The sequence below is a fragment of the Flavobacterium sp. FG19 genome (assembly GCF_057809475.1).
On sequence record NZ_JBMDKA010000005.1, the window covers coordinates 134,264 to 161,246 of the forward strand.

General features: G+C 36.2%; 13 protein-coding genes. 1 reads left to right on the top strand and 12 read right to left on the bottom strand.

Annotation, left to right across the window (positions count from 1 at the left end):
- Positions 1 to 61: 61 nt before the first annotated feature.
- The 12 genes from ACODST_RS07330 to ACODST_RS07385 all read right to left on the bottom strand — a co-directional run bounded on the left by ACODST_RS07330 (position 62) and on the right by ACODST_RS07385 (position 24,470).
- Entirely contained in the window at positions 62 to 949 is an 888-nt protein-coding gene (locus ACODST_RS07330; protein WP_091493158.1) for an inositol oxygenase family protein, read from the bottom strand.
- Between the two features lie 756 nt (positions 950 to 1,705).
- Complete coding sequence (locus ACODST_RS07335; RefSeq protein WP_488931463.1) at positions 1,706 to 5,740, bottom strand: hybrid sensor histidine kinase/response regulator transcription factor; 4,035 nt, start codon at positions 5,738 to 5,740, stop codon at positions 1,706 to 1,708.
- Between the two features lie 52 nt (positions 5,741 to 5,792).
- Positions 5,793 to 7,622, bottom strand: coding sequence for a metallophosphoesterase (locus ACODST_RS07340; protein ID WP_488931464.1), 1,830 nt, complete (start codon positions 7,620 to 7,622; stop codon positions 5,793 to 5,795).
- 224 nt (positions 7,623 to 7,846) lie between these two features.
- On the bottom strand, positions 7,847 to 8,698 hold the full coding sequence (locus tag ACODST_RS07345) for a DUF4861 family protein (RefSeq protein ID WP_488931465.1): 852 nt from the start codon (positions 8,696 to 8,698) through the stop codon (positions 7,847 to 7,849).
- 335 nt (positions 8,699 to 9,033) lie between these two features.
- Positions 9,034 to 9,597 carry a hypothetical protein gene (locus ACODST_RS07350; RefSeq protein ID WP_488931466.1) on the bottom strand — a complete coding sequence of 188 codons (564 nt, stop codon included), beginning with the start codon at positions 9,595 to 9,597 and terminating at the stop codon, positions 9,034 to 9,036.
- Positions 9,598 to 9,611: 14 nt separating this feature from the next.
- On the bottom strand, positions 9,612 to 11,915 hold the full coding sequence (locus ACODST_RS07355) for a GH92 family glycosyl hydrolase (protein ID WP_488931467.1): 2,304 nt from the start codon (positions 11,913 to 11,915) through the stop codon (positions 9,612 to 9,614).
- Positions 11,916 to 12,004: 89 nt separating this feature from the next.
- Positions 12,005 to 14,317 (bottom strand): GH92 family glycosyl hydrolase, encoded by a 2,313-nt coding sequence (locus tag ACODST_RS07360; RefSeq protein WP_488931468.1) that lies wholly within the window; start codon positions 14,315 to 14,317, stop codon positions 12,005 to 12,007.
- A 280-nt stretch (positions 14,318 to 14,597) separates the two neighbouring features.
- A complete protein-coding gene (locus tag ACODST_RS07365) occupies positions 14,598 to 16,211 on the bottom strand; it encodes a RagB/SusD family nutrient uptake outer membrane protein (RefSeq protein ID WP_488931469.1) in 1,614 nt (537 codons plus the stop codon).
- A 19-nt stretch (positions 16,212 to 16,230) separates the two neighbouring features.
- Positions 16,231 to 19,242, bottom strand: a complete 3,012-nt coding sequence (locus ACODST_RS07370) for a SusC/RagA family TonB-linked outer membrane protein (RefSeq protein WP_488931470.1) — start codon at positions 19,240 to 19,242, stop codon at positions 16,231 to 16,233.
- Positions 19,243 to 19,520: 278 nt separating this feature from the next.
- Positions 19,521 to 21,692 (bottom strand): alpha-N-acetylglucosaminidase, encoded by a 2,172-nt coding sequence (locus ACODST_RS07375; RefSeq protein WP_488931471.1) that lies wholly within the window; start codon positions 21,690 to 21,692, stop codon positions 19,521 to 19,523.
- A gap of 442 nt (positions 21,693 to 22,134) precedes the next feature.
- Entirely contained in the window at positions 22,135 to 22,830 is a 696-nt protein-coding gene (locus ACODST_RS07380) for a LytR/AlgR family response regulator transcription factor (RefSeq protein WP_488931472.1), read from the bottom strand.
- Positions 22,827 to 24,470, bottom strand: a complete 1,644-nt coding sequence (locus ACODST_RS07385; RefSeq protein ID WP_488931473.1) for a histidine kinase — start codon at positions 24,468 to 24,470, stop codon at positions 22,827 to 22,829. Before ACODST_RS07385 ends, ACODST_RS07380 begins: the two co-directional genes overlap by 4 nt.
- Before the next feature lie 125 nt (positions 24,471 to 24,595).
- On the opposite strand from ACODST_RS07385, the gene ACODST_RS07390 reads away from it, so the two are divergent.
- Positions 24,596 to 26,977: a TonB-dependent receptor gene (locus ACODST_RS07390; protein WP_488931474.1), complete on the top strand. Its 2,382-nt coding sequence runs from the start codon at positions 24,596 to 24,598 to the stop codon at positions 26,975 to 26,977.
- The last annotated feature ends 6 nt before the right edge of the window (positions 26,978 to 26,983 follow it).

The window sequence follows — 26,983 nt, forward strand, 5'->3', positions numbered from 1 at the left end:
TCTTTTTGTTTTCTTTTTTTAGATAAACAAAATCTATGTTTCTATGTGTTTAAATAAACTTTTAAAACTTCAATTTTTCTGGCAAATATTTAGCAACTAATTCTTTATAATAAGGAAGCAATGCTTTTACATCTGGTTTAACTGGCGCTTTGGTGTACAAATCATACGGATTAAACTTTCTTACCCAGTCAAACATTTCGATGTCTTTTTCATTCATTAAATGGGCATACGCATTTTCTTTATGCTGAGAGTAAAAAGAATGGTAACGAATCATATACAAAGCCGGATCTGGCAGATAATCTTTCATAATCTGATACAAATATTCGTCATGTCCCCAACTCATTTTTACCTTATCCAGTCCGCAGTTTTGGGTGTAGATTCCTAGTTTGGTATTAAATCTCTCATCGGTATAATCCGGATTTTCTTTAAAAAATTCTGAATACACAATTTTATCCGAATACGCACATCCAACCGGAAATGTATCTCCAACCACAGCCCATTGCGGTTCTCCAAACAAACATAAAACTTTACCTAAATCGTGAATAAAACCTGTCAGTACAAACCAATCCGGATGACCGTCTGCGCGAATGGCTTCTGAAGTCTGTAAAAGGTGCTGTGTCTGATCTAAGTCAATATCTGGGTCACTGTCGTCTACAAGTGTGTTCAAAAACTCAACAGCTTCCCAGATTGACATTTCTTTTCTATTAAATTGCAGAAATTCTTGTTCTTTACTGCATACAAAGTCATAAGTTTGATAGGTGTGGTTGATCCTGTAAAACTCTTTAACCGTTTCTACTCTTTCCGAATCGACATAATTTCTGAATTCTTCTTTCTGCTTTTCTTTTACCTCTTCATTTTCTTCAGAAGGATCAGGATAGCGCATTAACAAATCATCTTCCCACTCATCTAAATTTTTCAACGGATTGTCTGTGTCTATATGCTTTTTCATAATGGTTAATAGTTAAAAGTTACAACACAAAAATAGAATTACATACTCTGTTCAAAATGGATTAATACATCAAAAACATGGATAAATTTGATTATTGTAGGATTTTTACATGTAAAACCAAAAGAAATGGCTAAACTTTAAATTGGACTGAAAGTCCAAAAACACCAAAGTAGTGCAACGCACTACGCATTATGATGATAATGAATAACACCCTGAAAGGGTGAAAGCGCAACTGTGCGTATATAACAACTCAATACTGAGAATATGCTTTCGCCCTTTCAGGGCTGAATTGCATGTCGTGTATTCTATTCTTCCGTAGTGCGGTGCACTACTTTGATGCTTTTGGCTCTTTCAGAGCTGGATTGTAAAATTTTGTGAATTGTTGTGCCTGACAATGATAAATATAGCCTGTGGTTTCAACCACAGGGAGACATTGCCAGAAAAAATAGATTATGGATATGCATTGTCAATATACGTTGCGTTCCCGTGGTTGAAACCACGGGCTATATTCTAATGGTGACTGCAGAAACGATAAGATTATAAATTTGTATTTCAAATATAGCCTGTGGTTTCAACCACAGGGACATCGCGGAACATCCTGAGAAAAATTAGATTTATGAATATACATTGTCGATATACGTTGTGTTCCCGTGGTTGAAACCACGGGCTATGTTTATCAAAATAATTCGCGAAAATTGGCGTAATTAGTGGCGAAAAAAAATCTTTTATGATCTCCTTAATCTGTGGGGAAAAAAACTAATTAATAATTTTACTAGGTGGAAAACCAAACTGCTTTTTAAAACATCTACTAAAATACAGCGGATCATTAAACCCAACCAAATTTGTTACTTCCGAAACATTGTATTTCTTGGTTTTAAGCAGTTCTGCTGATTTTTTCAATCGAATTGTTCTGATGAATTCGTTTGGAGCCAAATCCGTTAATTCTTTGATTTTTCTGTATAATTTCGAGGAACTCACTCCCAGTTTATCACACAGAAAATCAGTTGAAAGATCCACTTCACTTAGATTATCGTTGATTAGATTAGTCACTTTTTCCATAAACTCTTCATCGATTGGAGAATGTGTCAGCATGCTAACTTTGCTTTCTACTTCTCCTGAGAATTTCTGTTTCAGTTCTAATCTCGATTTGATCATATTTTCAATAACCGTTTTAAGCAATAAAGGCTCAAAAGGTTTTACCAAATAACCGTCAGCTCCTGTGTCGTAGCCTTTTACTTTGTCCATGTTTTCAGAAAGAGCCGTCAGCATGACAACCGGAATATGACTGATGAATTCATCATTTTTAAGTTCACGGCAAAATTCCAGTCCGTCCATAACCGGCATCATGACATCGGTAACGCATAAGATTGGTTTAATTTGTCGGCAGATTTTTAGACCTTCCATTCCATTTTCTGCCTCATACACTTTGTAATAATCAGACAAATAATCCACCAGATATTTTCTAAGTTCATTATTGTCTTCAATTACTAATATTTTCTCTTTAAGATCCGTATTCTGAATGATTTTCTTAGCCTGCTTTTCAGGAATCAGCATACTCAAATTATCATTTTTAAGCGCATATTCGAATACCTCTTTATGCTCGTAAGAATCACGGTCAATAGGAATTTCGACTCTAAACGTACTTCCTTTTCCTGGCGTACTTTCTACAGCAATAGTTCCTTTATGAATCGCCACCAAAGATTTTACCAAAGACAAACCAATTCCCGATCCCGTATTATTCGCTTTACTGTTGGTCGCCTGATAGAATCGTTTAAAAATTTTCTCCTGACTTTTTAACGGAATTCCGATTCCGTCATCGGTCACTTCGATTACCAGAATATCTTCAACAGTATCTTTCAGCCTTACATACAAATCAACGTTTCCGTTTTTGTTGGTAAACTTTAAGGCATTCGATAACAAATTGTACAAAATCTTATCGTATTTATCATTGTCCAGCCAGCCGTTTATTTCATCATCTTCGGTAATAAAATTGAGCTTAATCTTTTTATTATATGCCATTTCTTTAAACGAATCGAAAATGTTTTTAGAATAAGGCAGAATATCCGTTTTGGTCACTTTCAGTTTCAGTTCCCCTGATTGTGCTTTTCTAAAATCCAAAACCTGATTCACCAGATTCAGCAATCTGCTGGCATTTTGATAGATTAAATTGTAACGGCTTTTTTCATAATCGGTTGCATTGCTGTTTTCGTCTAAAAGCTGTTTGGCAGGTCCTAAAATCAAAGTTAAAGGCGTTCTTAATTCATGTGAAATATTCGTAAAAAAACGGAGTTTTTCATTGTTCAGTTTCACATCGTGTTCTCTATTTACTTTCTCCGTAAGCAGTTCTTGTTTTAAACGAATACGGTTTTTGATTTCTTTTCTGATGAAATAGAAAATTCCAAACAAAATGGCAAAAAACATCAAAAAGGAAGTCGGTGTTAACCAAAATGGAGGTTGTATTTTTATTTTATAAGAAACCGTTTTACTCCAATAGCCATCGCTGTTGCTGGATCTGATTTTAAAAGTATAATTCCCAGGATAAAGGTTGGTATATTGTATAATTCTGGAAGTACTGTTGGCCGTAATCCAATTTTTATCAAAACCTTCCAGCATGTACTGAAACTTATTCAGTTTTTCATTGGCAAAAGACGGAGCCGAAAACTGAAGAGAAAAATTACGGTTTTTATAAGACAGTTCTATTTCTTTACCGTAATTCAGATCTTTTGAAAGCGGAATTTCTCCATTAATTTCCATTTCCGGAAATACCTCTTCGTTCTGAATCTTAAACTCAGAAATCACAGGCAACGGCGACCAATTGTTTCTTTTCATTGCCGGTGGCGAAAAAGAAATAATTCCGTTTTTACCTCCTAGAAAAATATTAGAATTGTTGAAATAAAAGAAACCACTTGAACTAAAAACGTCCAGCCTGTTTCCACTGTTTACATGGTAAATACTAATATCTTTTAGATTAGATTTTACAAAAGCAATATTATTGTTGTTGATATTCAGCCAAAGATTTCCGTTTGCATCAGATAAAATATCAGTAATCCATTTTCCTGAAAGTTCTTTCAGATTTTTTACAGGCTCAAATTCGTTCTTTTTCGGATTAAACAAACACAATCCGAAACGCGTTGAAGCCCAGATTTTGCCTTTTACATCTACCAAAACATCACTTACATTCTCGTCATGAGGCACTCCTTTTTCTTTGATAAAAAGCGACGAATAGGTTTCTATTTTTCCTGAACTGATATTGTATTTCACCACTCCCGTTTCGGTTGCAAACCAAACGTTATTTTTAGCGTCTCTTTCTATCGCATTGATCTGAAAACTAGGTAAAAGTTTACTTGAATTTTCTACCTGAAGTGTTTTAGTATTCAAAATTACGGCTCCTTCTCCAAATGAACCTACAATCATTTTATCGTCTGAAATTTTTCTGAAAGCAAAAACAGGCGATTTTTCGAATCCAGCTTTAATTTCCCTTGAAGAATTTGTAGCGTAATTGTACACCAAAATATTCCCGTCCCAAAGACCGCAGTAAAAAATCTTTCCATCATCAGAATAAATACTCGCAATGTCTTTTCCTGTATTATGCAAAGGCGTTGAACCTTTTGTATTCGAAATAAAAAGTCCGTTGTGGTAAGTGGCTACAATTACTTTTTCATCATACGTTTTAGCAAAACCTCTAATTCTAGGAGCTTGATTGCCTATTGAACGCGAAATATCTTTGTTTAAAGTAAACTGATTTTCGTAAGGATCGTATTTGTCCAAACCGTCTTCAGTTCCAATCCATAATACGCCGGATTTATCAAAATAAAGTGCCGAAATTAAATTATCGACAAGCGAAGTATCATCGGATAAAATCGAATAATACCATTTGTAATTTCCGTTTTGAATGTCTTCTAGTTTATCACAGACCAATAATCCGCCTATAGTCCCAACCCAGTATTTTCCGTCAGGAGCTTGTGCGACTGAGAGAAAATAAGGCCCTAAAGCACCTCTAACTTGTTTGTTTTCAATATACAGATTAACAAATTGATTGCTGGCTTTGTCGAGTTTATATAGTCCTTCACGAGTTCCAAGAAAAATATCCGATTTTGCATCTTCATAAATAAAATTCAGATAGGGATTTTTTATATTCGAATTGGGAACAGAAAGCGTGTAATTGTTAATTCTGACAATCGCTCCTTTTGCATCCAGAGTGATTTTGGCAACACCCGATTTTTCATAACTTCCAACCCAGATATTGCCTTTTTTATCTTCAAAAATTTCTTTTACATAATCGAAACCTTTTAGATCTACTTTTTCAAATCGGTTTTCCTGCAAAAAGAAAAGATACATTCCTTTTGTTTTGGTTCCTACCCAAACTCTTTTGAATTTATCGACATAAACCGATCTTACTTCATCATCAGGAAGGCTGTTTGGATCGTCTTTTTTATGGAAAAAAGTAGTAAAAACATGCGTATCCATCTGGAAAAGTGTCAGTCCTTTTCGGGTTCCAATCCATAACTGATTCGCTTTTTCGTCCAGTTCCAAAGCTGTAATGTCGTCGTTGTACAATCTATTTTTTCCAGGCGTAGAACTCATGTAGTTTTTGAACTGATAACCGTCAAAACGATTCAATCCCGAAAACGTTCCAAACCACATGAAACCCTTTTTATCCTGCACAATATGGCGTACCGAATTATGAGACAATCCGTTATTATCGTTATAATGCGCAAATTTTATATTCTGTGCGTTAGAATAATAAAAAAGGGCAGAAAACAAGAATAATAAAAGGGATTTTAGTCTCATGGAAATAAATTATAAATGCAATTTAATCTTTTTGATTTAATAAATATCAAAATTATTTAACAGATAAATTATCAATCCTGTTATTTTTCAAATCAATTTTAAAATGATCGGAAGGCTCACCGTTCATGGTCTTCAGGAATATTTCAGCCCATAAAACCATTTTTGGATTATTTGTTTTTTTTAACTGACTGCATATCAGTTCGTATTGTTTTAATCTTTTCTTTCCAATTTTTGAAAAAGCCAGTTCATCGGCACTTTTTAAGCGATAAAAATCGAAAATCATATCAAATCCTATCCACAAATCGAAATCGGAAATCGTGAAAGAATTGGATTTCAAAACAGAATCAATTTCAGTTTTATTCGTATTCAGCAACAATAAATCCTTTCCTGAAAGATTCTCAATTGAGTTTAAAAAATCAACTGGAAAATCTTCCGGTAAAAAACGCAAACGCACTAATTCTTTTAAATGCCAATTGGTAAACTCTTCATAATCTTTGGCTTTCAGGATTTCTTTATTCCAAATGTCTTTGCTTTTAATTTCTTTTAAATGAGCATATTCTTCTTCATAAAAAGGAAATAAACTATTGAATTTATTGACTTTACCAATCACAACTGTTTCCACTTCAAAATCAGAATCAGAATGAACGGTCAATATTTTATAAGCCGGTATATATGCGGCAAGCGAAGGCGCCTGGATATTAAACAGCGTATTTCCTTTTGCCGACGTTCTAACGCCTGTATCGTTGATGTGCATGTGTCCGCCAAAATGAATTTGAATTCCGGCATCTGCAAATTGTTTTGCCACTTCTTCATCGGGCACTCTTTGCAATTGCATTTTATTGGCGCCGAAAAGCTGTTTTAATTCAGGCGAAGCATCATCATTAAAATCAACCATCGGATAATGACTGAAAGCAATGAGTACTTTTCCTTTTTGTTTCGCTTCCGCGGAAACCTTTTTTATCCAATTTAAAAGATGTTTTTTATAAATCAGAACGTTATTATAACCGGTGTTCGCTCCTGAAAAATCATGTGGATTATTGGCTTCTCCTGATAATTTTTCATTCGGAACATACGCATTTGCATCTATCGCCAAAAGCCAGATTCCTTTGATGGGTTCCACCAAATAACTGGCATCAGGCAGATGCAAATTAGTATTTTTTATTAGATACGTTCTTTTTTCTAAAACTGATTCTTTTTGAGCTTCTTCGAAATTATAATTATCATAATTGTAATTCGAAAAAGGCGTTTCCCAATACAAATCGGTTTTCTTTGGAAAAAAACCAAAATCACGCATTTCGTTTATGGTTTCTTTGTAACCCCAGTTTTTTATATCAGCAGTAATTATCGGTTCTAGTTCGCTTTTATTTTTGTTGAAGTTGTTTGCAGAACTACTGATAATCTGCTCTTTTCCGTCTTTTCCGAGAAAATCGGTTTTAATGGCATCTTGTGCAAAGGGTCTTACCACGTCATGATTTCCTGTAGTGACATAAAATGAAAGTCCGTATTTTTGAGAATATTCATTGAGTATTTTTCGCAATCCTCGTACGTGAACAGGCTGTCCATCGTCGCTGAAATCGCCTGGAAGCACTACTTGTTTAATGCCTCTTTTAACAATATCATTTAAGGCTTCTAAAAAGGCAAAATAATTTTCATTGAAAATTCGGGTCGAATGCAACTGCGAATTCATGGTTCGTATATTGGCATATTCACCCGTTACCGGATTTGGAATTCCTTTATAATCGCTGTCTTCAAATTTGGCAAAAATGTCTTGTAAATGAGCATCGGCTATAAAAGCAATCTGAACTTCTTTTTTCGTAGTCTGCTGTGATTTACAGGAATATAAAGAAAGTAGTAGTACTAATATAGCCGATATTCTAAACATGTATTTTGTTTTTATTTTTATGATTATCCGTTATTTGTCCTTTTTTTGAAAATAGAAAACCTGTAAAATCAGACGCGGATTAAACAGATTCGCTAACGCGAAGACGCAGATAAAAACGGATTTTTATTAATCTTTTTAAAAATATAAATAGATTATCCGTTTTTATCCGCGTCTTTACGAAGTATATCTGTTCAATCCGCGTCCTTTCTTAAAGGATAATTCAATTATTTTTTAATGTATGCTTCCAATTTATCTAAAGTGTTTAATTCTGTTTCTCTTGCACATGAAGATAAAATGGTTGTCTCGATATTTTTTGCTGGTTTTGAGATTAATAAATACTGCGTTCCGTCGTCTGTATTTTTCTCAAAATCTTTTGGATTGTATTTAATCGCTCCTCCTACTTCAACAATTTCTGCGGCAACGTCTTCCGGATGTTTTCCCCAAACTGCAATGTAATTTGCTCCTTTTTTCGTTGCACAATCTTTAAAGTAGTTCACTCCCGTTGCAAATTGTACTTTTTCTCCAGTTAAAGAAACCGCTTCTACTTTTGCTTCTCTTTTACCAGAAAATACCGTTACGCGAACTAAAATATCTACTTTTTTTCCTTTGTAAGGCACACCTCTTGAAATCATTTCCATCCAGGAAGTCGTATCTGTTTTTCCAACTCTTGCCAAACGATTGGTTACCGGATTTAAAGGCACTAATTTATCTCCGTCCCAAAGTTTTACTCCTCCCAAACCAACAGTTGATGCCACTTTATAATAATCCGCTCCCCAGCCTTCTTTTTGCTGTTCTGGTGTTGGATACCAATTGGCTTTTCTTAATTCTAAACCTGGTTTTGCTTTAGAATAAACGTCGATTGCTACTTTATCACTGAAATAAATTCGCAATGCCATCCATTCGTTTTCAACCGCCGGGCCGTGATGTCCGATTGTTTTATATAAATCCCCTGAATCTGAGCCAATATCTGACAAATAAGTTATTTTATCCGACTTCATATACAGACTGTTATCTGTATTATTCTGTCCAAAACAAACACAGCAAAAAAGAAAAGAGGTTACGATAGATAGTTTCATAATTTAAAATAGTATAAGTTATAAGTGTAATTCCTGTAAATTTAAAAACAACTTTTTATAATCTACCACGAATTCTATCTATTCTTTGGAAATTATCAATTTATGCTGAAAATGTGAAATTTCTTTAATTTACGATTCTTTCTCTTCTTTATTTGTGAATGCTTTGAGTTCAATTATTTTAAACACATAGAGACATAGTTTTTGATTGTCTAAAAAAGAAAACAAAAAAGAAACTAGTTTCTAACACATAGACTATGTGAATTTATGCAAGTGAAACGCCTTTAACAAGCATTGTAATCTATGTTTCTATGTGTTTAAAAATCTAACCTGATTGATTAATCCACTACTTTTACCAGGGTCGGATTAATTCCCAGCGGGTTTTTGATGATTTTACAGATTAAAGGAAACTCGGGATTTTTTGCAATCCACATTTCGGTTTCGTCTATTTGCGCCTTTATATGGAATGTTTCGATTGTTTTTCCATCAATAGAAACACCGTTTTTATCTTCACTTTTATCCAGAACATAAGTCGTGTTATTATACGCAAAGGAATTGTTTTTAACCAAATCCTGATAAGCCGACTGCGAAATCATAAAAAACGTTTCGGTTGGTTTTAAATTTAAAACTGGTGCATATTCTCCCTGATTAAAACTTAATTCCGTTCCGTTTTTTACGGCTTCAGGAAGCATTACGATTTTACTTTTCACTCCTCTGGTTTCTAGTTTAAAAGCCAATGCATTGTTTGACGTTTCGGCCGTAAGCTGTAAAGTTCTTGTTTGTCCGTGCAGTTTGCAGACATAATGCAATTGGGTATTATTTTTTAATGTCGGAATGTAATTCTGTGCTATTGTGGTTTGATAAAAGGCGCAGAAAAGAATAACTAAAAATATATTTTTCATCTTACTCATCATTTTTATTTTGCCGGTGGTAAAATTGTGGTTCCCCAAGCTGAAGGTTTCGAATCCATTTCTAAAATCAGTTCTCCTCCGTTAGTAATATCTTCGTGTAAAATCCATGCTTTATTATATGGTTTTCCGTTTAACAAAGCGGTTTTAATGTATTTGTTTTTATCACTCATCTTTTTGGTAGTGATTTTAAAACTTTTACCATTTTCTAATTTTACCACGGTTTCCTTAATCAAAGGTGTATTGATAAGATAATAAGGCTGTCCGGCATTTGGATACAATCCCATCATGTGGAAAGCCAGCCACGAAGACATTGCTCCTGAATCGTCGTTACCCGGAAGTCCTTCTCTCGATGTATTGAAATTATTCTTAATAATCGTTCTGATTCTGTCACTGCTTAAATATGGTTTTCCGATCCAGTGATACAAACAAGGCGTCAGGAACGAAGGTTCGTTGGCCACATTAAATAAATCATTGTCAAAGAAAATATCCAATCGGTTTTCGAATGCTTTTTCTCCGCCAGATTTTTTTACCAGTTCCGGAATATCGTGTGGTAAACTAAATGAATATTCCCAGGAAGTTCCTTCGTAGAAAAACACGCACCAATGGCAGACATACCAAGGCGATTCGATAATAACCGGCGTATATTTGAAAGTTGGTTTCTGAATTTTGGATTCGCCAAAAACGACATCATCCAGCCAGTTTCCGTCTTTGTCTTTTGGCATAATGAAACCTTTTGCTCCATTATTTTCATAATCTGGACGCCATAAGTTTTGCCAGTTTTCGGCCTGTTTCATGTATTGATTGTACAAATCTGTTTTACCTAAACCTTTTGCTACAGTCGCAATATTATAATCGTTATATGAATAATCAATAGTTCGGTTTCCAGCGCGGTCTGTGCCGTAAGGAACGTAACCTAATTTCAGATAATCTAAAAGTCCGCCTCTTCCTTCTCTTTCTTCATTTCCTCCCGGAGGTACTGTAGCATCTTTAATCATGGCTTGTAAAGCCAATTCATAATCGATTCCTTTTAAATTTTTCACAAAAGCATCGGCAATTACAACCTCAGCGTTAGATCCGCCCTGCGTTCTTCCGTTATCGTTTCCGCTTCTGCCTTCAGGCATGTATCCTTCGCGTTTGTAGATATTCAGCATGGCGTTGATAATATCTACTTTTCGTTTACTGTCAATCAATGTAATTAACGGACTTGACGTTCTAAAGGTGTCCCAAATCGTATAAAAATCATCATAATACGGTTCGTCATTTGTCCATAACGGATTTTCTCCTGTTCTGTCAACCGGCATAATCATCGTGTGGTACAAACCAGTGTAGAACATTTTTCTGTATTCTACTGAAGTATCATCTGATAATTTGATTCGGCTTAATAAATCTTCCCATTTATTTTCTAAAGTGGCTAAAACGGTGTTGAAATTCCAATGCGGGATTTCGATTTCTATATTATTCTTCGCTTTTAATTCACTTAAAAAGGAAATTCCAATTTTGACATTTAATTCTTCTTTTCCGGAGTTTCCAAAAGAAAGCAACGCTCCAGTTTTCTTTCCCGAATCAAATTGTGCTTTTTGATTGTTGTAAAATTTTCCGTCTTTAAAAGTGACATACTTTGCAATCGGCTGATCGAAAACGGCCCAGAAATAAACGGTATAAGCACGTCCGTTATTCCATCCTCCTCTGATTCGGCTGTAACCTCTTACTTCTGTATCTGAAACAATTTCGATTTGAGAACCTACAAACTGCTGGGCTTCTCTGGCATCAGGAATTTTTTCTTCTCCAAGGAAAAATCCTGGATCAATTTTTAATTCTTTTGATTTATTTTTTGGATAGGTTATTCTGTAAAATGAAACTTTTTCTCCTGTTGTGATTTCGGTTTTAATGTTGTTTTCTTTGAAAACCGTTTCATAATAGCCCAGTTTTACATTTTCTTCTGCTCTGAAAGAAGTTTGATCCATTTTGTCTAAAGCTCCAGAAAAAGGCATAATGGAGATGTTTCCATATTTTGGGCCTCCGCCGGTTCCGCTCACGTGTACCTGACTGAATCCTGTTACTTCTTTAGGCATTGGAAGCCATCCACTGTTTGGGCTAACGGTACAATCCGGACTTGGTTTTACCATTCCGTAAGGACAAGAAGGGCCAATAAAAACCCTGCCTACTCCTTCTGAACCAATCATTGGGTCAACATATTGATGCACTTTTTGCTGTGCGCTACTTGTAATCGAAAGAAATGAAATTCCTAAATAAAAGATAAACTTGGATGCTATTTTCATTGTGGTTACTTCTTTGTTTTTTGTTGGCATGTATAATTATTTTTAATATTTCTCAAATAACTATAATCATTTATTCTTTTACGTTAATAAGGCGTTAACCCAACGTTATATTACTATTTTTAAGGATTTGGCTGAGCCGACATTTGTAAAATCAATTCGCCTCCATTGGTAATCTCCCGATGTGAAAGTGTAAAATCTTTCACTGGATTAGTATTGTATTTGATGTCTTTGATATACACCTTTTCAGGACTGTTATTCTGAGCATTAATCACGAATGTTTTACCTGAATAATATTTAGGGTTTAACGTTATTGTGATTTTATTGAATATCGGACTTCCAATTTCGTAAACGGCATCTTTGTCTGTTCCTCCGTTTATTTGAAATAAACCTAATTTCAATAATACATTCAGACTTCCCATTAATCCCTGATCTTCGTCTCCATTATATCCGGTTGCAGGCGATAATCCGCTGAAGGTTGCTTTTACAACGTTTCTTGTCCAGTACTGCGTTAAATCAGGTCTTCCTAAAACGGTAAAAATATTAGAAGTCTGCATAGACGGCTGATTTCCAAAATTTACCGGAATTCGGCTAAACTCCGGGTGTAATTCTGCGTCGTGCGATGTACCGGAAGTATAATTTTGTTTTTTAGCCGTTTCAAATTGTGCGTTTAATTTTTCTACTGCTTTCTCTTTTCCTCCCATTAAATTCGCTAAACCTTCAATATCATGCGGTACAAACCAGGTAGATTGTGCTCCGTTGGATTCTATAAATCCATTTTCATATTGATACGGATCGTAATTTTCACGCCATTTTCCTTCTACATTTTTCGGACACATCCAGCCTATTTTAGTATCAAAAACATTTTTATAGTTTTCGGCTCTTTTCATGAAATATTGATAATCATCTTCATGATTCAACTTTTTAGCCAATTGAGCCAAAGTCCAATCCTGATATGCATATTCTAAAGTCTGGCTCGCACCGTCTTCGTGGCTTCCGAAATTTCCATCGGGAAGCGGATACGGCACATATCCTTTTTCTAAATAATATTTTAAACCTCCGCCAATATTGGTGTTGTGTTCATATCCGGCTTTTTCCATAATACCGCCCGGCATATGATTTTTTTTGAGTGCAATATAAATCTCTTCCAGATTGTCTTTTACAATTCCTTTTTGAATAGCGCTGACAATAAATGGCGTTGTTGAAGCTCCGGTCATTACATACGTATCATTTCCACCGGAAGGCCCACGCGGGATTATTCCTCCATCTTTGTAATACTGCATTAATGAATACACAAATTCTTCCATAATCTCCGGATATACCAATCCCCAGAGGTTATTGATGGTCCATTGTGCGCCCCAAAAAGCATCAGAATTGTAGTGGTTGAATTTTGGTTTTCCGTTTGCATTTAATGGCAAATGCCCCACCCTGAATTTGTCCCCTGTATTATCAGGATAGGATCCATTTGCGTCACTAATCATTTTTCTCCCTTGCAGGGCATGCCATAAATCAGTGTAAAATCTTCTTTGGTCGGTTTCAGTTCCGCCTTCTACTTTTATTCTTCCTAATAAACTGCTCCATACTTTTCTGGAATCTTCAACTGTTTTATTAAAATCCCAATGGGTTAATTCGGTCTGAATATTATTATCGGCATTTTCAATTGAAGTATAAGAAATACCGACTTTCATTAACACTTGTTCTTTGGTTTTACCAAAATGAATCAAATAATTTCCCGTTGCATTATCTCTTTCAACAGAAGAAACTGGCTCATTTGTTTTCACTTTAAAAAATACCGTTAACGGTTTTGGACGTCTGAAATTGGTACTTAAAACCAAAGATCCGGATAGTTCAAAATCATTATTTTTTTCCAATGTTCCGTTGGTATTGTCACAAGGGCCTAAAACAGTATTTAAATTAAAAAGAACTGCTTTTTGTGCCTCTTTCGGAAATGTATATTGATGAAAACCAACTCTTGGCGTGCTGGTTAATTCTGTTTTGATTTGATATCGATCTAATTGTAACGAATGATATCCCGGTGTTATAATTTCGGTCTGATGACTAAATCTGGAATAAAAATCTTTAAAAATCGTCTTTTTATTTTCTTCTGAAATGGTCACGGGCATCACGGATACGCCTGACATCTGCCATTCGTGCACATGACTAAAACCTTTAACTGTATCTGTAGTATATTTATAACCACCTCCCCAATCGCCTTTAATTTCGGTGTCTGGATTTAAGTTGACCATACCAAACGGACGACTTGCTGATGAAAAGTAAAACCATCTTGAGTTTTCAGTGTCCAGCAACGGATATACCCTATCGGAAAGCTGTTTTTTCTGTAAAGAAACTTCTTTCTGACTTTTGCATGACACTAAAAAGACCAAGGCTAAACTTACTGTGACGCGTCCTATTTTATAGAGTTGATTTAGTTCCATTTATTCTGTTTGTATTGATGAAGGGCTATTGGTTTATACAGGATTTTTGTATCGGATTGAAAAGAATGTTTACAAAGCTTAATCTTTCGTCGGGGTCTCAGGAATTACATTCGATCAAGCTTTGTATTCATTCAAAAAATGAAAATGAAACTGAACTGGTTATCATGAGCAACTAGACTTACCAGTTTTCTTTTTAGTAAAAAAGGAGAAGAATTTTTACGCTCTTCTCCTTTCACAATTAAAATTGAATTACAATGCGTACTTAACTAAATTCTTATTTTTAATATCCATCATTTTGTGTTAATGCCGGATTTAAAACCATTGCATTTGTTGGGATTGGGAATACACGACGGTAAGTATCTGTATTGGTTTTGTATCCCCAGGATCCTTCATATTTTCCATAACGGATCATATCGTTTCTATGCCATGCTTCCCACGCAAATTCACGGCTTCTTTCTTTGTAAAGTTCTTCCAGAGTCACTCCGCTTAAGGCTGCAGAAGTTGTACGGTTAGAACGAACCATATTTACCAATGCGTCTGCACTTTGTCCTAAAGTTACCGCACCTCCGCGCAGAATTGATTCTGCTTTCATTAAAAGCACATCTGAATAACGTAAGAAAGGAACGTCGTTCTTTTGATTACGGTTTGTTGAAGTGGCATCCGGATAGAATTTAATATTTCTGTATCCCATGTTCCATGCAATTTCATCATTTCCAAGATCAAACAAAGCGAGACTTTGACGAGGAACAATATTTGGCGTTAAATTAACCTGATAGGTATAAGTTTCTCCTCCATCAGATCCTGTGTAAAACTGGTCATATCCTTTTTTAGTAGTGGTAACCATTACCGGCGTAACTCCGTCGTTCATATACTGAAGTCCTGTAAGCCATTGTCCGTTACGAATATCATTTGGATCATTGAAATAAGCATAGAATTCAGGTAATGTACTTCTTGGTGCACTTGGTGTAAAAGGAAGTCCGAATTTTGCTCTTTCAGAACGAGGAACGTCATAACGAGCGTGGTACATTTGTCCGTTATACCCAACTGTAACTGCTGCAGGATCGTAAGGAACTGCAAAAATGAATTCTTTCATTGTTGGTCCGTTAGTCGGATAAAACATCTGCAGGTATGTCGCTCTTGGCTCAACAGCATATAAACCGGAATTGATTACCTGATCGCAGGCTGCTATACAATCTGTATAACGAGCTGTTCCTGTATATACCTCAGCATTTAAGTACAATTTAGCCAGCATTGCATTGGCAGTTTGTCTGTTTGGTCTTCCGTAGGTTGTAACTCCTGATGCCGGATTTAAATTTGGAACGGCATTTTTTAATTCGCTTTCAATAAAATTAAAAACTTCTTTTCTCGATGTTTTAGCATGAGACGTAAAATCTCCGTATAAAGTATCCAAAGGTACATCTCCATAACTGTCCATCAACATGAAGTAGGAAATAGCACGCATTGTTTTCAGCTCAGAAATCAACGTATTTTTGTCAGCACCTTCCGGCATTGTCTGTCTTAAAATAGAAATAGCCTGATTGCTGGTTCCAATCACTTTAGAGGACCAGTCCCAAAGACTTCCCACAATACCGTTGTCTGCATTCCAGTCATGAAAATGCATGGCAATATAGTTTCGGTTATCAAACCAGTTTCCTCCTCTTGCCGGAAGAATCGCTTCATCTGTAGTTAAAGACTGCGACCACCACCAGGCAAATGAAAACTCACCGCGGAAAGCTGCATAAACAGGTCCTGTTGTCTGAATATATTGTGTTGAATTTTGTGGAAATACTTCAGGTGTCAACTGCGTTGTAATAGGCACATCAAGATCACTGCAAGACCATACTAAACCAGCCATCAATACTGGAAGACCTAAATATTTTAATATCTTTTTCATAATTTTTAGCATTTAAATTTTAGAAGATCACATTTAAACCAAACATGTATGTTCTGGTTTTTGGATAGAAGTTATTGGAATCTACACCCGGAGCGGTTCCTCCTTGTTCAACTTCCGGATCAATTCCTCTGTATTTGGTAATAACAAATACGTTGTTTACAGTTTGATAAATACGCACATTGCTGATATATCTGCCTACTTTACCAAAATTATATCCTAAAGTCATGTTGTCTAATCTCACGTAACTGCCGTCTTCTATAAAACGATCTGAATATTTGTATGAGTTTAAGTCATTTGGAGACTCGTTTCCGGCATCCACCAAAATATTATTGGTCATTGCGGTACTCGGTCTAAATAAATCGGCACGCGTTGCATTGAAAATTTTGTTACCAAATACTCCTCTGAAGAAAATACTTAAATCAAATTTTTTGTACTGGAAAGTATTTGCCCATCCCATTAATAATTTTGGCTGTGCGCTTCCTGCGTAGTGATAATCTACTCCAATTTGAGGTGTTGTAGTTAAATCACCGTTTTTGTCATAATACTGAGAAACTCCGTCAGCATTTTTTCCTGCGTATTTAAGTGTAAAGAATTGTCCTAATGGTTTTCCTTCTTTAAAAATCTGTAAAGTACTTCCTGTTTGTCCACCTCCGTCTGGCTGTACACGACGGATAGAATCTCCACCAACAAAGAACGGACTAGTTAATTTCACGATCTCATTCTTGTTGTGCGCCAGGTTTAAGTTAGTTGTCCAGCTGAAATCTGCTGTTTTAACCGGAGTTGTGCTTACACTCACCTCAATACCTTTGTTAGACATGGTTCCTCCGTTTGCTACAATTGTTCCTACTGGTACTAACACCGGATTTACATTGTAGTTAAAAATCATGTCTGTTGTTTTCTTGTCGTAAACATCAACAGAACCTGTTACTTTTCCTTTTAAGATAGAGAAATCAAGACCAATATTTGCTGTAGCTGTTTTTTCCCATTTCAAATCCGGATTTGCTGCCTGGTTTGGTCCGTAAGCACCAATTTGCTGTCCGTTGTAATAAAAAGTACCTAAACTTCCTGAGATAAATTGTGCTGTGTAAGCGTTAAATCCGGAAGAGTTTCCTGTTACCCCCCAGCTTCCGCGAAGTTTCAAATCACTAAAGAAGTTTTGATTCTTCATGAAGTTTTCTTTGTCTAATCTCCACGCACCACCTACAGAAGGGAAATATCCCCATTGGTTATTTTCTCCAAACATAGAACCACCATCTCGTCTGATTGATCCCTGTAAAAGATATTTGTCTTTATAATTGTAGTTTAAACGAGCGAAATAAGCAATAAGACGTGTTTTTTGATAGGCTTTGCTATCTCCAAAGTTTACAACATAACCATTAACTGAAGTATAATTACTTAAAGCTAAATTGTTGTAGCCAACATTGTCAACTGGAAAGTTTGTTGTTGTAGCCTGAAAACCGTCTCCTAATGTATTTTCCTGCCATGAATACCCCGCAACCGCTTTGATTTTATGATCACCAAATGTTTTATCCCAGGTAAAGAAACTCTCTATAATATTGTTTCTGGTTTCATAAGAGTTTCTCAAAGCAGAACCATTTATACCAAAATTCACTAACGATTTTGTCAAAGGCGGATCTGGATTGTTGTAGAAGTTGGCACTATTGTATTGTGAATAATAGCTGTCATAAAACTCTCCGTGAGATGCCGTAAGTCTTTGATGCGCTAAATTTAAATTATAAGTAATTCCAAACGGTAATTTTACTTCTGCTGTTAAATTACCAATAAGGTTTTCTGTTTTTGTTTCATCAGTTCCATGCTGAATTAAAGCTACCGGGTTAAAATACCCCGGACTAACAAAGTTTTCAAAATAACTTCCATCATCATTTTTTACAGGCGAAACCGGAAGATAACTCGCTGCTTGTAAAAGAACCGTATTACGCTGTGGTACATTTTGATATTTTGTAGAAGAGTTCGTCACATTTAAACCAAATTTAACTTTATCATCAAAAGCGTATTGTTCAACAGATAAACGGGCAATAATACGAGAGAAATCACTTTTCTGCATTACCCCTTCTTTATTGAATGAAGTAATACTTGCTGTATAGTTTCCATGATCTCCACCGCCGCTCATAGACAAGTTATGGCTGCTTGATGCTGCACGTCCCGGTCTTAAAATTTCTTTCTGCCAGTTCGTGTTAGCTCCTTTGTCATTTTCCGGAGTAAAATTCAAATTGTTTTTAGTTGTAAAAGCTCTTAACTGATCTGCGTTCATCATATCCAGATTATTAGAAACTTCTTCCCAGCCCACATAACCGTTGTAAGCAATCTGTGTTCTTCCTTTACTTCCTTTTTTAGTAGTAACCATGATAACCCCGTTTGCAGCACGGTTACCATAGATAGCTGTTGCAGCTGCATCTTTTAAAACGTCGATTGTAGCGATATCATCCGGAGCAATAACAGAGATATCTACTCCCGGAATACCATCAATTACATAAAATGGCCCTTGAGAACTATTTAACGTCGATGCTCCACGTAATACTACAGAAGCCGTTTTTGTAGGGTCACCACTTGATGAAATATTTAAACCGGAAACTTTACCTTGTAAAAGCTGTCCAACGTCGCTGATCGCACCTCTGTTTAAATCTTCAGCTTTAACCGAAGTTACAGAAGTCGTTAAGTTTTTACGGGATCCTTTTCCGTAACCTACTACCACTACCTGCTCCAAACTTGTTGTGGTTGGCTGTAATTTAATTGAATAAGTTGTTTTTGTTCCATCTAATTTTACAGGCTGATCTTCAAATCCCATAAAAGAAAATATAAGTGTGGCGTTTTTGTTTGAAGCCGAAATTTTAAATTTCCCATCAAAATCTGTAGATGCTGTATTGGTTGTACCTTTCTCTAGTACATTGGCTGCTGGCAGTGGAACGCCTTTGTCATCTAAAACTACACCGGACACTTCTGTTTTTTGTGCCCATGTATTCATTGAGAAGCCAAAGCAAAAGGCTAATAATAAAAGTTTAAGTTTTTCCATCGTTTTCTTGGTTAATTGGTTAAATAGTACTGACGAAATTAGTGCTAATGAAATGTTAACAAATGGACAAGTTATTCATAAACATGGATAATTTCTATAAAGTCAGTGATAGTAAGGCTTAGCGAAGTATTTTTTCTTTTTTTATATCATTAAATACTTACTAATAAATCGTTTTCGTGGAGATTTCATTTCATATTTTAGCTGTTATTTAGGTTTTAGTTATTAAGAATTAGGTGTTTTTTTCATTATATACGGATTAATCGCAATTAAGTATTGTTTTAATTATTCTCCGTCCATTTTATTTCCCAATTTTTAATCGATTCTCTTTCTTTCGTTTCGTCAAAATGAGTATTATTTACGACTGATTTTTTTAAAGCTTCTAAAAACATTTTCCATCTTGGCCAATAGAATCCTTTGTACATTCCCTGCCATGATCTTGAAGCATAATCATTCAAATGCCCTTCTCCTCCCCAAAGGGTAATTAAGGTTTTAGCATTCTTGGCATATAATTTAGAAACCGAAGGTGTGCTTCCATAATCAGAAGCCGATTTTACCCATTGATCCAAATTATTTAAAGCTTGTCCTGACATAACTTTATCAGTTTCTAAAACTTGTTTTTCGATCTGTTTAAACAACTGATCTCCTTTTGCAATGTCTTTCTGCTGATATGCTTTGACACACGCCATCAATTCTTCATCAATAGAAAGTGAATTGTAATGTCTTGAAACATCAATCAAATCATATTGAATCAAATTCGTTTTATTGTACTTTTTGGCTTCTTTACTTAAAATATCCAAAGCTTCTTTTAATTTGTTTTTATCTCCCGGATTACCTTTAAATTCTGTAATTTTTACAGTTGGACGCTTAAATAACAAATACGCTCCAGCCCAGTCATTCCACCAGCGTGTTTCCCAATATTTGACATTATAAACAGATTCCAGTAATAATTCCCAAGCTTGAAAAACAGGTTTTGACGGAGCCTGACCGTATCTTGCATTTAGATATTTAGTCAGCCAGTCGTTTACAGGCTGTTCTCCTTTTGTCCACGGAAGATCATAAATGTATTCGTAAACAATAGAATTATTATTTAATCCTTCCGGCATGGCGCCATAACCTACAACATTCCCTTTATGCGGATTTTTCAATAAACTCGTTAATTCATCTTTGTAAAAATTCAGATCTCCATAAACCGGATTTGATCCGCCATAATTATGTACATATCCATACGTCCATTGTTTGCCATAAAAAGCTTCCTGATTATCCCATACCTTATATCTGTCGTTGGCATAATCCTGAACCATCACTTTATCATTTGGGACTTTGCTTAAAAAAGCACTTGTTGCTTCTTTTGTCCAGAATTGTTTATTGTCGCCAAAAAGCCATCCCTGCATCACCCAGGTTGCACCAGGAGCCGCCTCATTTATAGTTTCATAAACAGCACTTCCATAATTAGATAGTTCTTCGTATTTATTATGTTCTGTAACAGGGGGTTCAATTTCGTTGAAAGAATCTGCTAAATAGAAATTAGATTTCCCGTACATTTTGGTGTAGATTTCGATAAAACGTTTTCCAATTTGTTTGAATAAAGGATCTTTGGAATCTAACAGAAAAGTACTTGCAAAACCGCCGCCTGACCAGGATTTTAATTCGGTTATTTTGGCTTCGGGATGTTTTTCGGCGAAAGCCTTTGGCACATAACCGCTAAAAGACGGCACAACAGGATGCATGTCCAAAGCTCTCATTCTTTCTAAAATTTTCTTTTGAAGCGCTTCTTTTTTAACAAACCATTCCTGCGGTAACGGCCCTTCGAGACTATTGATATTTCCCATTCGCTGCCACGGCAGATAAGCCGGTCCCGCAAAGTGAGCTTCTAACTGAGAATTGGTCAAACCATATTCTTTCCATAATTCCTGCCATACGGCTTCCTGACCTTCCATTGCTGTGGGAAGATTGATTCCATGTAACGCCATCCAGTCAATTTCCTGTTCCCAGCGTTTCCAGTCCCACCACGGTGTTGTGTAGCCAAAAGTACAGGCATTTAAATATTCTCTGTATTCAAATGGTGTGTCTCCTTTTTTGGAATACTTCGGCCAGGTTTTAGGCAGATTAACTCTGTTTCCTTCCCAGCTTACTAAAACAGCTCCAATATCTTTAAGGAAATTATAGGCAGCATAACACAGTGCTGTATTGGTTCCGGCTTTTATTTTTACCTTATTCCCAACAGTTTCCGTTTCAAACCATTCTGAACGAGCTGGTTCTTTATCCTTAACTATCGTTAATTCAAAATCTCCTGCCCTTGTACCCAAAAGTCTTTCGAGTACTGCTTTAGCATTTTGTGTTTTCCCTTCGTTCTGCGCATAAAGCGTACAGGTAAAAAACAGCAGTATAAAAAACGGAATTCCCATCTTAAATAAACCGCCTTTCTTAATTTTAAGAGCGTCACTTTTCATATAGTCATGTATTTATAAATTGTCAATCCTTTTTGCGACAGATAAAAAAATAAGGGAGATTAAAAGGTTTTCTTAATCTCCCCATCTAACAAACCAAACAAATAATCTAATGCTTATAAATAATCTTTATCTTCTGTCCTGTAGTTTTTCAGGCTGGTGTTTTCTGTTTTACAACCTCAGCTTTTTTTATGCCTTAGAAGAAATAAACCCTGTTCCTGAACTGAGTATAAAATTATAGAGAAGGACTGCTTTTGAGATGGACGTATCCGCCAAAACCATAGACAGATTATCCAAATCTGATGTTTTGGTCAATTCTGTTTGTCTAGTTCGTTTTTAAGGAATAAAAATTGGTGGCAGCTTAAAGGTAAAAAGTAGTTTTAAGAATATTCTGACATTCCCTTTTTACGGCTTTTAATCGATTCTGTTTTCCGGAATTGTAAAATCAGATTAATTTATGTCTGATTTCTTTGTATTTAGAACGGCCCACAGGCAGCAGTTCTCCGTTTTTGAGCTGCATATTATAACGGCCTCCGGCTTCTACTACCAGTTTCTCTGCTTCGTTCCAGCAGAGAATATAGGATTTGTGTATGCGTTCGAATGATTCCGGAAGGAGTTTTTCCAGAGATTCCAGAGATTTGTCATGGAGTTCTACACGTCCGTCTGATAAATGCAGTTCTGTATAAATTCCGGCGCCTTTTATATATCTGATTTCTTTAATGGTGATTAGTTTTATTGTTTTTGCTTTTTTTACGGCCAAAAACTGAATGTCCTGACTCCCTTTTTTCTCCGGAGCTGTAAAACGCATAAAAGCCTGATGAAGTCTGTTTTCATCAAATGGTTTGGGTACAAAATCCAGAACTCCGTAATGAAATGCCGTTATCGCTTTATCTGTATAGGCCGAAATAATAATGGTCTGAAAAGATCGTGCTACCACAGTCTGCAGTACATCAAAGCCGTCTTCACCATTCAGGTTCAGGTCAAGCAGCAGCAGATCAATAGTATGCTGGTCAATGGTAAGTAATCCGTTTTCAACCGAATCCGAAAGGAAAATATGAGCTTCTTTATCAAAAAAATCCCGGGTCATTCGTTCGATTCTTTTGGCGATTCGCGCCTCGTCTTCAATAATCAGGATTTTCATTTTTTATCAAAAATTTTAATAGTGCTAAGCCAGCCTTCTTCTACAGCCATGGATTCAAAGTGCCAATTGTTTCCGTAACTTTCATTTAATCGGGCTTTGATATATTTAAATCCGGTTCCGCTGCTGGCAGCTTTCTTTTTATTCCGGTTTTGGGCTAAGGTCCGGAGCGTATATTGTTTACTGTTTTTTTCCTTTGAAAAGCTCAAAACAAAAGTAATACAGCCTTCTTTGGGCGGTAAACTATGTGTGATTCCGTTTTCAATAAGGGTATGAATAATCGCTGGCGGAATTGTTTCATTTGCGTCAATATTATTCTGCTCCCAATTATAACATATTTCTTTTCGGAAAGACATTACTTCTAAATGTTTCCGGCATAACTCAATTTCCTGCTGAACGGGAATCAGTGTTTCTTCAGAAATAGCATTCATAATATCAAACTCATCGGCAAGTGCACGGATAAAAACCACACCCTGCTGTGGTGATTCTTCGATCCAGTCAATGAGCGAAGTCAGGGTATTACGAAGGAAATGGGGCTGAATGTTTTTCTTAATGAGTTCTAACTGCAATCGGGAAGAAAGCAGCAACGAGGCGTTATGAGCCTCTTCGAGAGCTTTGGCCCGTATGGTATGCAGATAAAGCATACAGAATACTAAAATCGTAAACGCAATAAACAATCCGAAATCATAAAAGGTAAAGTAATTGACCACAAATCCGGCCAGTAAACCGGCAGCTACCATAATTCCTCCTTTTACTTTTCTAAAAGCGGCCTCAAAAGCAATAATCGTAGAAAAAATACGGGCATCCAGCGTAAAATAAGCTGCCGAAATATCATAGTGCCCATAATAACCAATGTAAATAGTCATAAGACTTACGAATAAAAGAAATAAAAACAATTTCTTTTTTCTGAAATCAAACTGCAGCATAAAATACCAGGGAACGAGTATCGAAATAACAAAAGTAAGCCAGCCGACGATCTCTAACCGGGTGTAAAATCGGGTATATGGAATGCTGATATAAAATTTTACGTATTCTACAATCAGCAGGAAAAAGAAAAGCAGGCAGATTATTCCAAAAAACAACACTGCCGGTTCTTTACGGGTACTGTTTATAAAAAGAAAAAAGTAGTAGATAGCCGCAATAAGAAACGCCCCTGCCATAAGGTTCATAAAAGACATAACCACCAGCGGTGCCCGATGAAGCCTTAAATAACTTTCGAGTTTTACATCGATTCCTCTTTTTACCTCTTGTAATTGTGTCTGCGTTCCGGTTACCGTGACCGTATGTTTCCCTAAACCGGCTAGTTTTTCGGGGATCTGGTAATAGGACATTTCTGTTCCCGGCACTTCGAGACGGCCAGGTTTTGCCATCTGACCATTGCTGCCTACCAGAACTCCGTCCCAATACACCTCAAAAGCACCAAAAGCATTTACCTGTAATCCCAGCGGAGAAGAAGGATTTTCTCTTGTAAGCAGGTCAACAGGAATATCAACTTTAAATACAGAATTGGGAGACTGCCCCAGATAATCATGTGGCGTATCCTCATTAACATAATAGGTTACATCAGATTTAACGTACTCGGTATACTGCTTACATGACGTAAACAGCAGAGATAAAAAAGCTAAAAAGAGATATCGATACATAAGATAAAGATAAAAGAAATATCGGATATGAAAATGCAGTTGAAAAGCTCACAGAGCCGTTTGCATGTTTTAAAAGGCAGGATTTTACTTTATAAACTAATCTTGCATCATAAAACCAATCTAATATGAAAAACCTAATAATCAGTATTTTATTTTTCCTTATTCCATTTTTTTGTAAGGCTCAGCAGGCTTCCGTTTCGGGTAAAGTTCAGGACAATACAACCAAAGAAACCCTGCCTTACGTAACAGTTTCGATACAGGATAACACATCAAAAACAATTGCAGTAACTGTAACAGATAATCATGGTGTGTTTAATCTGGAAGGGCTTCCAACGGGACATATGACACTGCTTTTGAGCTATATTGGCTATCAAAATTATTCGCAAAATCTGGAAATCATTTCAGGAAAATCCAAAACAGAACTGGGAACTATTGCGATGCATAATGATGCTGTGCAGTTAAACGCTGTTGAAATTAACGGTGAAAAGAAATCCAGTGTGAGCCTGAAACTGGACAAAAAGGTTTTTGAAGTGGGTAAAGATGTTCTTTCGCAAAATGGTTCTGCACATGACGTTCTTAACGGTGTGCCTTCTGTAACAGTAAGCCCAACGGGATCCATAAGCCTGCGGGGAAACAGTAATGTATTGGTCTTAATCAACGGACGCCAGTCGGGTTTAACACAAAGCAACGCCCTGGATCAGATTGCTGCCGATCAGATTGAACGTATCGAGGTTATCACCAACCCTTCGTCCCGATACGATGCTTCGGGTTCTGCCGGAATTATCAATATTGTATTAAAAAGAAACAAAAAAAGCGGTTTCAACGGTCAGGTACGGGTGGTTGCCGGTTCGCCAAATGACAGCCGCCTGAATCCCAGTATCAATTTTAAATCAGATAAAATCAATATTTTTTCGAATTTCGGAATCCGTTCTTCTGACTATGTTGGTTTATACACTACTAATCAGTCTGCTATGAATAACGGAGTTCCCGGTTATCTGAACCAGAGACAGAATGAGAACCGTCATGATGATGGTAAATTACTGTACCTCGGAGCTGATTATTATATTGATGAACACCGTACAGTTACAGCTGCTTTTTTAAAAAATGCCACTACAGACGATGATAAAACCCGTTTATTGTACGATTATACAAATGCCGGCCATACGCAGGACAGTGTTTTAACCCGGGAAGGAAAATCTCTGGAAAAAAGAGATTATAATCAGTTAGAATTTAATTATACGCAGACCTTTAAAGAACCGGCCAAAAAATGGACTATTGACCTTCAGTACGACTGGTGGAACAGCGATAAAGACTGGAATCTTTTGACACAACGTCAATATCCGTCTTCTTTATATTATCCCGGTATCCGGACTAACTCTGTAGGTAATAGTAAAGATTTGGTTATTCAGAGTGATTTTATTGAGCCTGTCGATAGTACTTCTGTATTTGAATTTGGGGTTAAAACAGAACTTCGTAAAGTATCCAGTCGTTTTTTGGCGGAACAGGAACAGGGAAACAACTGGGCCGTTTATCAAAACATCGACAATGACCTCAACTATACTGAAACCATTGAAAGTGCTTATGTACAATACAGCAATAAAGCCCGAAAGTTTAATTATATGCTGGGACTGCGTGCCGAATTCACTAAAATTTCGATTACAGATGTTAAGAATACTTACAATGATGACAAGAAATACAACCGCTTATTCCCTACCGTTAATTTAAGCTATAAGTTTACGGATGCTGCAGCATTACAGCTCAATTACAGCAAACGTATCAACCGTCCGTCTTTATACGCCTTATACCCTTTTAATGAACTAACGGATTTAAATGCACAATATATTGGTAATCCAGATCTTAATCCTTCTTACTCTGATGTATTGGAACTGGCTTTTCTTAAAACCTGGAAAAAGTTTACACTGAATCCTTCTGTTTATTATCAATGGGAAAGCGATTATATTCAGAATTATACCTATCGTGAAAACGATATCTTTTTTACAACACCTATAAACATTCAGCATGAAATACGCAGCGGGGTTGAACTTTCTACTTTGTATAATCCGTTAAAATGGCTTCAGGTAAACCTTGAAATGAATTTTTATCATTTTACACAAAAGGGAAATTATCAGGGAGAAGATCTTGACTATGAAGGAAAAACGTTTACCGGACGCTTGAATACACAGGTTAAACTTCCTGCAAAGTTTAGTTTTCAGGGACGTTATAATTTCAGGGGAGCACAACAGAATGCACAGACCAGAAATGATGCACTGCAGTCGCTTGATTTTGGCTTAAGCAAAACACTGCTGAAAGATAAAGCTACTTTAGTATTTGATGTTTCCAATGCTTTTGATTTACGCCAGAATAAAAGCACAACAACAGGTACTGATTATTATGTAACGCAGAACAATATCCCAAATGCCGCCCGGTACAGACTAAGTTTTGTTTACCGTTTTAATTTAACGGATCCTAAAGGAATCAGACAGGCGAATAGTGCTAACCGTGACTAATTCAGG